Genomic DNA, 11,821 nt, shown 5'->3' with positions numbered 1-11,821 from the left:
GTCAATTCAAATCAAAAAATCAAAGAACGCTTGTATCTTATATATAATCAACCCGTTACGGTTGAAATTAAAAAATTAGCGCATCAGTAGTAATTTTTCTTGATAAATTTTCCACAATCTAATGACCGTTACCGTAGTAATAGCTACGAATACAAATCAATTTAAAAAGAAATATTTTCCTTTTCAAAGTCCCCCAAGGGGTTGGTGAGGGGACGTTCGAAAAGAAAAATATTTGCTGGGAGAGAGTTCCGGGTGAAATTTAGGTGCTTTTATCAGGATCATTCTGTTTCTCAAATTCCTGCCAAGTTTGGAAATCCATGTGGCTGCGGACAAATTCCCGTACATCGGAAATGCGGTAGTAGGTTTTGTGAGCGATCATGAAATAGGGTAATTTCTTACTCGTCCTATAGCGTTGGAGCGTTCTGTAACTCACTTTTAAGAGAAAAGCCAAATCTTGGTTATCCAACAGTTTTTCTTCTTCGCTGAATACTTCACTTGTATTAATCAGGGATGTTAAGTTCTGACCGATTTCATTCAGTTTTTTGGATAGCTTCTCCATCCATTTATCAAAATCTTCATTGTTTATATACATGATTCTACTTCGTTTTTCAAATTAATACTATTGGTGTCCAATGCATTGACGAAGCAAAGTTCGGACATATTTACACCGGTTATAACGAGGCCGGTATGACTTTTCTTGAAAATTTTTAGCAAAATGGCTATCCATAAGGGTTTACAGAGGGATTTTCCTGTAAAAACAGGAGAGGAAAAACAAGAAAAGGCCGGTATTTTTACGATATAGAGGAATTATAAATGAAAACACCCGGTTTTGACCTGAATCAGGTCAAAATCGGGTGTTTTTGAGTAAATACCGACCCCGGTATTTTTTATTTTCTACCCATACGTCGTAGCAAAGCGTTTTTTAGTTTATCCATAAAGGGTGTAGGGTTGTTTCTGGTCTTCAAATCATCTAAAATCCGTGAAAGATTGCTGTCTACTTGAATATTGAATACATTTTGCATATAGCTGTGAAGTTGTGTGAATGGTACATCGCCAAATGTAGCTGCATTATCCCATGATAAAACCTGCTCCTGAAATTCTGCTTTCGTTCCTTTCCATGTTATCTTAGTAGCTGGAAAACCGAAAGAGCTTATTATCATATTATTATTGTCGTTTAGTGCTTCTATTTCGCTTGATAGATAATCAGAAAGCATATCATTCGCCAGAATCTTTGCCACTTTAAAATCACAATTTGTGGAAAAATTGGGATCAAATTCATGAGAGAATGTTTCCATGTACTGTTCTGTATCAGCTTGTCCCCGTAAAAAATAAAGAGAGTCAAATATAGAAGACCCCGAACGATAATAACGAATAAAATCAAGCCGTTTGCAGTTGTATTTATTTATACCGTTCAATAGATCATTTAAGTACTCGCGTTGTTTCTCTGTGCCAGTGGGACGATCCATTTCAACATTATACAATTTACGATAAAAGATTAAACGAAAACATAGTCTTGGCTTAATTTCCTTAAAAAATAGAATTTCTTCCTCCTCGCTCTGAAATGTATATGACGAAATGAATGATTTTAATTCATTGTAAGCATCCCTGAGTAAACGGGATGCTTCTAATGATTTCGTCATTGAGCTGATCTCCGAGTTTTCTATTTTTTCAATTTCAGCATCTATTTCTTTTTTTAAACAAGAACAAAATTGAAGCATGATTGTTTTTTTTACTCCCCAATAGGCATCTGCAATTTGTAGAATCTTAACCCTAATCTACACAGTTTCTCAAGATACAACTACTATCACTACTCTTTATCGTTTTCACTTTTGAATCCTAAAGTTTAGAATGATTAGTTTAGAAATGTAGATTAAAAGTACGACAAACAGCATAATTATAAGGAATAAGAAAGCAACAGATAGTGAAGAGTGTTGTGCAATAAAACCTAATAATACAGGTCCAGCAAGTTGTCCAGAGTATCCAAGAGTAGTAATAACAGATAGTACCAATGATATTTTCATTTTTTCTATCTTACCTCCTTCACTAAATAACACAGGCACAGAATTGGCTACACCAATTCCTACAAAAGCAAAACTTCCTAAGATTAAAAATGTAGCATTAGAAAAAATAATGAGCAACAAACCTATAATAGCAACTATTCCTCCTCCAACAATAACCTGATGACTACTGATTTTGGCAATAACTTGTCCTCCAATAAGTCGCATTCCAGCCATAGCAACTGAAAATGCAGCATATCCCATTCCTGCAAGCTCGATAGGAATCCTTTTTACATCATTTAAAAAGATAGCACTCCAGTCTAACATTGCTCCTTCAACTAAAAAAAAAGAAAAACAAAAAAAACCTAATAGTAAGACTTTTCCACTAAGCCATGCATTTGTTCTCACTTCTTCTTTTTCTTCCTTAATCATGGAATTTCCGTTCTCATTCTTCTCAAAATCCAGAGAAAGTAAATTTCTTTGTTGATTGTATAATATAATTAATATGAAAGTTGAAAGAATGAGAGTTGCATAAAATGGGGTTAATCCCCATTTTATAAAAAAAGATACACACAGCGCTCCAACTAATGCCCCAACACTAAATAAACCATGCAAAAAAGAAAATATAGGTTTTTGATAATGTTTTTCTATTATTACACCATGTGTATTCATTGAAACGTCTACCATCCCAATTCCTCCACCGAAAAGGAATAAAGTTAGTGACATTATGAAAATAGAGGATGATATTGCGAGTATAGGAATAGTTAAAGCTATAATAATACTACCGAATAACATAATCTTCCGACTACCAAATTTCGAAGTCAACACCCCCGAAAGTGGCATCATTAACATACCACCTCCGCCAAGTAGCAAGAGTAATAAACCTAAATCACTATCAGTAAGGTCTAAACGTTCTTTTGCAAAAGGCACTAAAGGTGCCCAGCACGAGAGGCCTAATCCACAAATAAAGAAAAACCATTGATTTGCAATCTTGGCTTTTTTTATGTCTTTTGTAATATTCATATATGATAACAATCTTATTTTTTCTATATTTTATTAGCGGGAAGTTTTCTTCCTACAAAATAGGCATAGCTATAATAATCTCTATATTTCTCGAATAGATTTACAGCTAAATTTATGCTTCTTAAAAACGATTGAACATCTTTGTTATTTGCATATTTTTTTGATAAATTTTCCTTTTGCACATCTATCGAATAGAAAAAATTCCACCAACTGGTATCGGGTACAATAAAGTGAGAAACAGGAGCAAATCCCTTATTTTCCATTTCTTCTATCCGATTAGAGATGTGATCTATTTCTATACCACAGCTAAGGAAAAAATCAGAAACCTCCTTTGGTTTGTAAGGTGAATTCCAACAGTAAGCGCATATAACAATATATCCATTTCTCTTTATGAATTGAGACCAATTACTTAACACTCTTTTAAATGTAAATTCAGAAGGCAGATCACTTGACCACAAAATGTCAAGCTCCTCTTCATTAAAAGGCAGTTTATCTAATTTGCTGTATTTTGCAATAATATGATTATTTAATTTGTTAAATTTCAATTCGTTCTGAAATATTTCAATAAGCTCACTTCTATGATCAATTGCTATTATATCTGCATTCGTCAGCTCATATAATGCTATACTTAGGTTTCCATAGCCACAACTAATGTCTGCAATTCTTTCGATTTGAGGTAAATACGATAGCTCCTTTATAATAGTCTTTGTCAAAGATAGACATTCAGGCCCAAGACTATCCATATCGTATAAAAACTCAGAAAGCAGTACTTCAGGTAAGTTCATTTTTTCATGTTTAATAAAGGATTATAATAGCTGTCCGCAATAGTGATAAAATTCATTTATTTTTTACAACAATCTTATGTCTGACAATATAAATGCTATTACTACACATTTAGGATATAAGTTGAATGCATATGGCCATATAGTAACTTGTCATAGAAATAATTCCATTAATTTTTCTATAAATGAATGGATTAAATTTGAGAAGAAAATTTAGCATTGTAAAAAAATGTGAGGAAAGATCCTACCTCACATTTTTCAGTTAGTTGGAGATGTTTTTTGTGTTGAGAACTTAATTATATATAAACTAATACCTCTTCTAAATAGAAACGCTTGATTAGATACCCATCCTAAAATCTGATACACTTTTTTCTTCTAAATGAATGTCCTCAAACACACTTTCATTTCCTTCGCCCATTGGACATTGAGAACTGATTCCAAGCCATATTTCATCAGGATAATTATTTTCATATAAACGAACCATTTGCCAATTTATGTTATCAAGAGAGTAATATGATGCTATAGTGCGAGTGTCAGATGATATCTTCATGTAGGCGTAGGGTAGTTCTACTATATCGTGATTACTGTCGTCTGATGTACCTACAGTTTGAACTGTAACTATTCTATGCTTACCTCTTTCATCTTGTTCAAAACAGTGTTTTTGAAAAAAGCTATCATTTGCATAGACATATAGCACGCCCGCATTATAAACATCCTGCTCATTAAAGCCAGGAGTTACTTTTGCTGTGAAAGTAAAAGGTTTAGTGTTGTCAACATCGGTTAATAGTATAGGAGCACTTGTATTCGACAACTTGCCATTTGGGTCACTAAAATAATCAGTCTTCTCTTTTGCAGTAAAAACAACTTTCCCGTCCTTTTGTACTTTAATTGAAGATGCTGCATCATTTATTGATTTTGTAAAGCGGATCTTCCCAACTGTTAAATCACATGGAGTTCCACTCACTTTCCCATTAACTTGTGTAGAAGAGCTAAGTGGCAAATTTCCTGACTCTAATTGTTTTGAGGTATCCTTATTCGTACAATTGCAGAAAAGTATTCCAGACATAACCATAAAAATTAAAAAAACTTTTTTTTTCATTTTGAACAATTTTATAAGATTGAATATTATTGGTAACTTTGTGATGCAAAGATAGGTGTACTTTGTATCTGATGCAATACTCAAAATTAACCAATTATATTGTGGTATGACTATAGAAGCAATTCAAAAAGAGGTTAACGACGCTTTGATCGAGCAGGTCTCTATAGATTCGTTTCAAAAAGAAACTATCATTGACCACTATAAACAAACAGCACAATCATACGTTAAGGTTGAGCAGAGCGTTGCTGTACTTACAAATTATCAGGATAATTACAGCTATATCTTTGCTGGTGCATTTGGTTCCGTTTTTGGAATGAAATCGGGTAGCACTTATATAAACTCTGCTTTTGAGGATGATATTTTTAACAAAATTCATTCTGATGATTTGTTAGAACGGCATGTATTAGAACTACGTTACTTTCACTTCTTAAAGACTTTATCGCCAGAAGATAGATACAAATACAGCACTCACAGCTATATCAGAACTAGAAATGCAGACGGAATTTATAAATATATTACCCATCGGACGTATTTTCTTACAAGTTTGTCAAATGGTATTATCTGGTTAGCACTCTGTACTTATTCGCCTTGTCTGGAACAAAATCCACGAAAAGGGATTGAAGGTAAAATCGTAAATAACGAAAATGGTGAAATACTGCCAGCAGCTGAATATATTCACTGTGACAAAATGATATTAAGTGAGCGAGAAATAGAAATTCTAAGAGAAATTGCAGTAGGAAAAGGAAGTAAGGAAATAGCATCTGAGCTATACATTTCTCCTTATACTGTATACAGACATAGACAAAATCTGATAAGAAAATTAAAAGTTTCGAATAGCGCAGAAGCTGTAAAAACAGCCTTACTCATGGGATTAATTACTATCTAAACAGATATAAATGTAAACTTCAGGAGTTTATTGCTTTCATATTCCTTAATAGTATCAATACATTTAAAGTTTAACTTTTTCTACTATAAATTCTTTATGCTTTTCACCCCATTTTTCGAGCATTGACAAAATGGGGATTAGTTCTGCTCCTATCTTAGTAAGTTCATATTCTACGCGCGGAGGAACTTCTGCATAAACAGTACGAGTTACTAACTTATTTTGCTCCATCTTTCGTAGCTGCAAAGTTAACATTCGCTCAGTTATTCCGGGTAAACACTTGCGTAATTCACCAAATCTGAGTTTTCCATTTTGTAGATAACAACATATCGACAAAGTCCATTGACCACTTATTAAACTTGCACCATAAACGCTTGTACATTCATTTTTTAAGTTTGTTTTATTCTCAAAATTTGTCGATGTTTCCTTGATCTTACTCATTTTGTAATTATTGTTTCTAATACTTACATTTTTTATAGTACCCTACATTTAGTTGCAAATATACGAAATGGCATGAATTGAGCTATATTTGCAGCAAATAAAAAAATAAATTCTAATGAAAACTTTAATCATTGTTACTCATCCAAATTTGAGAGAATCTGTTGTAAACAAACGGTGGATAGAAGAGTTAAATAAGTATCCTGATAAATATCAGGTTCATGATTTATACAAAACTTATCCTGATGAAAAAATTGATGTAGAAAAAGAACAACAATTAATAGAATCTTTCGATAATATTGTATTCCAATTCCCTTTATACTGGTTTAGTTCACCTCCTTTGCTTAAAAAGTGGTTTGATGAAGTATTGACTTATGGTTGGGCATATGGTAGTAAAAGTGGATACAAAGTGGGTGGTAAAAAAATTGCTCTGGCTATATCAGCGGGAATTGACGAAGAAGATTATTCATCTACTGGTAAATATCGGTATACTTTAAAAGAATTAACAAAACCATTCGAAATCATATTCCAGTATGTGAAAGCAGATTACCAATTCTTCTATGCATTTTATGGAATAGAACAAAATCCATCAGTTGAAGATATTGAAAGTAGTGTAGATGAATATGTTAATTATTTAGAGTCGTTTAGCATATGAAATAAATACAGATAAAATAAATAAAGGTTCTGTTAGGAAATAAAGCCCCTTAAATCAAAATGACGATTTCAAGGAGTGTATATTTAAGAAATCATGTAGGTTCTATTTTGATAATAATCAAGAGGCTGTCCCAACAGGGTAGCCTCTTGATTATTATAGAATCTCTCAATAACATCTTCTCTGAATTAGCCCTTATAGTACATGACACATGGTAGTCATTACATATTGTGTCTGTCATTCTTACCTTGATATTTATATCTATAGATATCTTTCAGCATAGGAATTAGTATATTAGCTGTCAGAAGGCTACAAACTCCTAAGAATGATTTACTAGAAATATTAAGTAAATTATATATTCATATTGAGGCTTTTGACAGGCGTTAATCTTTCAGTTTGATATAGGATATTTTTACAACTCCATTTCCGTAACACATACTATGCCGCAACTCCCATCGGGATTCTTTCGGATTGTCAGGGAATAAGGGAATTCCCTGACCAAGAATAATAGGAATATAGGCAATCTGCATTTCATCTACCAAATCGGCGGCAAGAAGCATTGAAATCAACTCACCTCCGCCAAACAACCAAATATCTTTTCCTGGCTGATTACGCAGATCGAGAATGCGTTCAATCACATTTTCTGTAATGAATTTAATATTTCCTTTTTCACTCCAATCATTGCGGGAAACTACATAAACTGCCTTGTCGTCATACGCACCCATTGCATCCATATTTGATAATTCACGCCAAGAGCGACCACCCATGATGATAGTGTCAATAGAAGCCATAAATTCTTTATAACCATAATTCATTTTTTCTGTAATGGGAAATTCCGAAAGCCACTCGATATCACCGTCCGGTTCGGCAATTCGTCCGTCAATAGACGCAGCGATGTAGAGGATAATCTTTTTCATGTTTTCTATTTTTACGTATTATTAATTCTACTTTTTGATGTCAATAACACGCAAAAAAGAAGCGTGGAACCTACGACCGTCCCACCGCAAGGTACTGGAATACCCAAGAGGAAACGGAAGCAATCCCACGCTATACGATACACGTATAGCATGAACATTGCTGTTTTCCTCTTGCCTTGTAAATTTCCAGTTTTTGCGGCAGAATTCAGCGAACATCATGTTATATCTAATAAACGGACAAGTCCGTTATAAATTCTATTTAGCTGATGCAAAGGTAGTAATTTATTTCAAGTAACTGTATTTTCGCAATCAATGGAGTTCATCAGCACAGCTCTGCTCCAATCATTTTTTATAGTTTTCTGAACGTAGAATAAGGCTTCATGCACGGGTTCGCATTCAGCATATATTTACATATGACAACGCCAGAAGGGGGTGAGTGGTCTCCTAATTCGCCACCAGCTTGGTCACGAATTGTATCAATCTCTTTTATTCCGGGTAATTCACCAAGTTCCATAATATCCAACATCTGAAAACGGATGTTTGAGATATATTCTGTATGAGAATTATGGAAGAGATTCATAATTGCTGAAGTCGCTGTATATCTTCATTCTCTTCTTTAGAATAAAAATACCGTTTTTATAAATAGTCATGAGAAAAAGCCATCTACTTCCATGCAATGCCATTGACACCTATTTCCGAAAACCTCTCTATCTCTTATATATATTTGTTGGAAAAACAAAGTAACTCAAACAAATATGAATATTATAGGTGTAGAAAAAGAATCCTTTGATTCCTTCAAAAAGAAGCTGGAACAGATAGCTTCATTAGTTCCAAAACACCCCTCTGATAATGCACTGTTCATTGAACAGGAATGGATAGAGAACAAAGAACTTGCAGAGATCTTAAATCTATCTCCTCGTCGTTTGCAGTATCTTCGGGAAAGTGGAAAACTCTCATTCTCATCTCTTGGAAAGAAAGTTTATTATCGCATATCTGAGGTAAAATATTTATTGGAACAGGGCAAAATCAACTCAAAATAATATCTCATGCAACTATACACCAACCAAGATGGCAAAGAACTATTACAGGCATTGAATAATGCCCTGCCTTATATTGAACACATTTTGGAAACGCATAAGCCATTATTTGACGGTGAGCGCTACCTGACAAGTGAAGAGCTTTGTTCTATCTTGAAAATAAGCCGCCGCTGTCTACAGGATTATCGTAATAATGGCGTTTTACCATTTATCCAGTTGCCGGGAAAGGTTCTGTTTCGTGAATCTGATATTAAAAAGGTTTTGGAAGAACGATTTCGTCCGGCGTATTAATTCTATTGTTGGTTTTGCTTAAATTTGCGTCATAAACAGAACTGCAAATGTCCGATAAAACAGAAAATATGCTCCCTTTTGATATTCAGATAGAAAACCTGCAGAAAAGTGAATATGAGAAAGTATCCACTCTATTAACAGATGCTTTTGAATCGAACCCTGCTTATGCCTTAATATTTACGAAGAAAGAGAAATTACGGGATGGGTTACTCTGGCTATTCAGAACTAATTTATTTTTGATAAACCGAAGAATTTCAGTCACAAAAGTCGTAAAAGAAAAGGAGTCTGGTAAAATAATAGGTGTATTTAGCTTGCTACCTCCCGGTGGAGCAAAAGCCAGGTTTAGCGATTACCTACAGATAGGATTGTCTCGATTTGTTTCAAAATTTGGTTTCCAAACTTTGCATAAAATGTTGGGAATGGATTCTTATAATAAAAAACTTCTTACCAAAGCTATGGGGACAAATGAATATTATTATTTATCGATGGTTGCCATAAAGGAAGAATACCGGGGAACTGGCATCGGCTCATTTATGATTACACACTCTTTAGATGAATTGAGACAGGCAAAGGGTAAAAGTCATATAGTCGGACTAACAACTCAACTGCCTGAAAATGTTACTTTTTATTCCCGGTTAGGGTTCCAAAAGTTGGATGAAGGAGAGGTTCAGTTTAAGCAGGAGCACTATTACAATTATAATATGAAGTTAGACTTATAGCTTAAAATTGTGTTGATAAAAAAACGGCTGAACATTCTTAGGAATGAATCAGCCGTTTTTTCGTTTGTTTACTTCGCAAAGTTTTCCCTTACCCCTTGCATATCCCTAAGGATACTTTGATCCAACACTTTCGCATACCGTTGTGTCATTTTTGTATTGGTATGACCAAGCATTTTCGCCACGTTTTCTAGCGATACATTGTTGGCGAGGGCAACCACGGTCGAAAATGTATGTCGGCCAGAATGGCTCGAAATTTGCTTCTTAATCCCACAGAAATCGGCGATCTCTTTGAGGTAAGAATTTACCTTTTGGTTACTCATTACCGGAAGTAAAACACCTTTCTTCTGACAAAGCGGATGGTCTTTGTACTTTTCCAATATCTGCAATGGAATATCAAGCAACGGGATGTTACACATGATTTTAGTTTTCTGCCTGCTTTTACGAATCCACAAATTGCCTTCATTGTCAGAAACAATATGTTCTTCTTTCAATTCTGATACATCTATGAACGCTAACCCAGTCCAGCACTGGAAGAGAAAAACATCCCGCACCAAATCCAGTCGGGGAATATCAAATTCTTTCGTGCGAAGTATTTCCAATTCTTCTTTAGTCAGAAACTCTTTATGTACTTCCTGTTCGTGGAATTTGATATTAACAAATGGATTCTTTGTCATCCATTCATTTGCCAGTGCCATATTAGTGATTTTTTTGATTACTTTCATGTAGCGAATCAGTGTATTCTCTGATAAATTCTTTTCAACTTTTAGAAAATGGATATAATCTTGTATCAAAGCATGGTTGACTTCTCTAAGCGGAATGTCCTTCACCCGATATTGATTCAGCACCATTTCTTTGAAATATTTCAAGCAGGTGTCAAAGCGGGAGATAGTAACTTTGACATAATCCTTACCAATTAGCTCTCTACACTTGTCGTTATGTTCCTGAAATACCTGAAAGAACATTTTGTGTTCTTCATCCATTCCAAGAAACTTCCGTTTTATTTCTATCGGATTGATTAGTTTTCCTTCTTCTTCCATCTTTCGGTGGATTTCAAATAAGCGAAGTTTTACCGATTCAAGATAACGGTTAATTTCTAACGATGCGGCATCTTTACCCATACATCGCTCTTTAGGTTGATTCCAAAGGTTAGGTTTTACGTCGCGTTTAAGCTGTAACTCTACTAACTGCCCTTCAATAGTGATGCGCAGCATGATTGGTGTTTCACCTGATTTTTTCAACTTTGTCTTTCTGATAAAGAAAAGCACATTAAAAGTCTGTCTCATACTCTATAAATTAATGGTTTAAAGATACTTGAACCATGTCTAATAGAGAGCATTAAACGATAAGACAATCAGTGACTTATAGTGTCATTCGTGGTCAATTTTTAGTGGTCAAAAAAATGACCACGATTTAGCCCGAGGGAACTGCCTAATTTTGCTAAAAATGGAGGATTTCTTGGAAAAAGAAAATCCCTGAAATGTTTTATTTTCAGGGATTTACCAAATTTGAAGTCTTTTAAAAGTGGTGCCACCAGGAATCGAACCGGGGACACAAGGATTTTCAGTCCTTTGCTCTACCAACTGAGCTATGGCACCATACATCACTTATTGCGAGTGCAAAGGTAGGATAAATTTTATATACTCCAAATTTATAATTCAAAAAAACAAAAAAATATTGGGGATATAGCTCCTATTATGGCTTATAAACAAGTTAAGATCCCTATCACACTCATCTGGATAATCTATTTCAGGACGAGACATTCTCAATAAAAGAATTGTAGTTATGCAAGATTTAAAATTACCGACAAGTCCCTATGTTTGTAATTGTTTAGCTAAAAGATAAGCATAAATCACAAGATCTTTATCTTTGAACTACCAATTAAGTAATCATGCGAATCAGTAGTTGAAACAATTCGCTGATTTGTTTAGTTAAATTATTTATTATCAATGAAATAAGCGCGTTGAATATTTGCTCAATCTCTTG

General features: G+C 34.2%; 13 protein-coding genes and 1 tRNA gene. 5 read left to right on the top strand and 9 right to left on the bottom strand.

The features are described from left to right. Positions 1-259: 259 nt before the first annotated feature. The 5 genes from M2132_RS11450 to M2132_RS11430 form a co-directional block, all read right to left on the bottom strand. Complete coding sequence (locus M2132_RS11450) at positions 260-592, bottom strand: helix-turn-helix domain-containing protein (RefSeq protein WP_280673670.1); 333 nt, start codon at positions 590-592, stop codon at positions 260-262. Between the two features lie 295 nt (positions 593-887). After that, positions 888-1,718: an RteC domain-containing protein gene (locus M2132_RS11445; RefSeq protein WP_280673668.1), complete on the bottom strand. Its 831-nt coding sequence runs from the start codon at positions 1,716-1,718 to the stop codon at positions 888-890. Positions 1,719-1,823: 105 nt separating this feature from the next. Next, positions 1,824-3,020, bottom strand: coding sequence for an MFS transporter (locus M2132_RS11440; RefSeq protein WP_280673666.1), 1,197 nt, complete (start codon positions 3,018-3,020; stop codon positions 1,824-1,826). Between the two features lie 23 nt (positions 3,021-3,043). Beyond that, on the bottom strand, positions 3,044-3,805 hold the full coding sequence (locus M2132_RS11435; protein ID WP_280673664.1) for a class I SAM-dependent methyltransferase: 762 nt from the start codon (positions 3,803-3,805) through the stop codon (positions 3,044-3,046). A 334-nt stretch (positions 3,806-4,139) separates the two neighbouring features. Further along, positions 4,140-4,901, bottom strand: a complete 762-nt coding sequence (locus tag M2132_RS11430) for a DUF1349 domain-containing protein (RefSeq protein ID WP_280673662.1) — start codon at positions 4,899-4,901, stop codon at positions 4,140-4,142. A gap of 106 nt (positions 4,902-5,007) precedes the next feature. On the opposite strand from M2132_RS11430, the gene M2132_RS11425 reads away from it, so the two are divergent. Beyond that, entirely contained in the window at positions 5,008-5,787 is a 780-nt protein-coding gene (locus M2132_RS11425) for a response regulator transcription factor (RefSeq protein ID WP_163631386.1), read from the top strand. Positions 5,788-5,850: 63 nt separating this feature from the next. Here M2132_RS11425 and M2132_RS11420 read toward each other — a convergent pair whose 3' ends face one another. Then, positions 5,851-6,225: a helix-turn-helix domain-containing protein gene (locus tag M2132_RS11420; RefSeq protein WP_163631388.1), complete on the bottom strand. Its 375-nt coding sequence runs from the start codon at positions 6,223-6,225 to the stop codon at positions 5,851-5,853. Positions 6,226-6,340: 115 nt separating this feature from the next. On the opposite strand from M2132_RS11420, the gene M2132_RS11415 reads away from it, so the two are divergent. Then, positions 6,341-6,877, top strand: a complete 537-nt coding sequence (locus tag M2132_RS11415) for an NAD(P)H-dependent oxidoreductase (RefSeq protein ID WP_280673657.1) — start codon at positions 6,341-6,343, stop codon at positions 6,875-6,877. 380 nt (positions 6,878-7,257) lie between these two features. Here the strand turns inward: M2132_RS11415 and M2132_RS11410 are convergent, their stop codons facing one another. After that, positions 7,258-7,791, bottom strand: coding sequence for a dihydrofolate reductase family protein (locus M2132_RS11410; RefSeq protein ID WP_163631392.1), 534 nt, complete (start codon positions 7,789-7,791; stop codon positions 7,258-7,260). 755 nt (positions 7,792-8,546) lie between these two features. Here M2132_RS11410 and M2132_RS11405 point away from each other — a divergent pair. The 3 genes from M2132_RS11405 to M2132_RS11395 are packed head-to-tail and all read left to right on the top strand — an operon-like array spanning position 8,547 to position 9,838. Beyond that, on the top strand, positions 8,547-8,831 hold the full coding sequence (locus M2132_RS11405) for a helix-turn-helix domain-containing protein (protein WP_163631394.1): 285 nt from the start codon (positions 8,547-8,549) through the stop codon (positions 8,829-8,831). A 6-nt stretch (positions 8,832-8,837) separates the two neighbouring features. Next, positions 8,838-9,119, top strand: a complete 282-nt coding sequence (locus M2132_RS11400; RefSeq protein ID WP_163631396.1) for a helix-turn-helix domain-containing protein — start codon at positions 8,838-8,840, stop codon at positions 9,117-9,119. Between the two features lie 47 nt (positions 9,120-9,166). Next, positions 9,167-9,838, top strand: a complete 672-nt coding sequence (locus M2132_RS11395) for a GNAT family N-acetyltransferase (RefSeq protein WP_239057061.1) — start codon at positions 9,167-9,169, stop codon at positions 9,836-9,838. A gap of 68 nt (positions 9,839-9,906) precedes the next feature. Here M2132_RS11395 and M2132_RS11390 read toward each other — a convergent pair whose 3' ends face one another. Next, positions 9,907-11,121: a site-specific integrase gene (locus M2132_RS11390; RefSeq protein WP_163631398.1), complete on the bottom strand. Its 1,215-nt coding sequence runs from the start codon at positions 11,119-11,121 to the stop codon at positions 9,907-9,909. A gap of 239 nt (positions 11,122-11,360) precedes the next feature. Continuing rightward, positions 11,361-11,433, bottom strand: a tRNA-Phe gene (locus tag M2132_RS11385). Positions 11,434-11,821 lie beyond the last annotated feature (388 nt).

Origin of the sequence: Dysgonomonas sp. PH5-45 (genome assembly GCF_029893235.1) — a bacterium.
In the GTDB taxonomy this organism is placed as follows: domain Bacteria; phylum Bacteroidota; class Bacteroidia; order Bacteroidales; family Dysgonomonadaceae; genus UBA1309.
Note: the sequence above shows the minus strand (reverse complement) of the source record. Positions and strands in the feature narration are given on the sequence as shown.

Bases quoted from the DNA above. Each gene is read 5' to 3' on its own strand.
- M2132_RS11450 (WP_280673670.1), bottom strand. From the start codon at position 592: ATGTATATAAACAATGAAGATTTTGATAAATGGATGGAGAAGCTATCC.
- M2132_RS11445 (WP_280673668.1), bottom strand. From the start codon at position 1,718: ATGCTTCAATTTTGTTCTTGTTTAAAAAAAGAAATAGATGCTGAAATT.
- M2132_RS11440 (WP_280673666.1), bottom strand. From the start codon at position 3,020: ATGAATATTACAAAAGACATAAAAAAAGCCAAGATTGCAAATCAATGG.
- M2132_RS11435 (WP_280673664.1), bottom strand. From the start codon at position 3,805: ATGAACTTACCTGAAGTACTGCTTTCTGAGTTTTTATACGATATGGAT.
- M2132_RS11430 (WP_280673662.1), bottom strand. From the start codon at position 4,901: ATGAAAAAAAAAGTTTTTTTAATTTTTATGGTTATGTCTGGAATACTT.
- M2132_RS11425 (WP_163631386.1), top strand. From the start codon at position 5,008: ATGACTATAGAAGCAATTCAAAAAGAGGTTAACGACGCTTTGATCGAG.
- M2132_RS11420 (WP_163631388.1), bottom strand. From the start codon at position 6,225: ATGAGTAAGATCAAGGAAACATCGACAAATTTTGAGAATAAAACAAAC.
- M2132_RS11415 (WP_280673657.1), top strand. From the start codon at position 6,341: ATGAAAACTTTAATCATTGTTACTCATCCAAATTTGAGAGAATCTGTT.
- M2132_RS11410 (WP_163631392.1), bottom strand. From the start codon at position 7,791: ATGAAAAAGATTATCCTCTACATCGCTGCGTCTATTGACGGACGAATT.
- M2132_RS11405 (WP_163631394.1), top strand. From the start codon at position 8,547: ATGAATATTATAGGTGTAGAAAAAGAATCCTTTGATTCCTTCAAAAAG.
- M2132_RS11400 (WP_163631396.1), top strand. From the start codon at position 8,838: ATGCAACTATACACCAACCAAGATGGCAAAGAACTATTACAGGCATTG.
- M2132_RS11395 (WP_239057061.1), top strand. From the start codon at position 9,167: ATGTCCGATAAAACAGAAAATATGCTCCCTTTTGATATTCAGATAGAA.
- M2132_RS11390 (WP_163631398.1), bottom strand. From the start codon at position 11,121: ATGAGACAGACTTTTAATGTGCTTTTCTTTATCAGAAAGACAAAGTTG.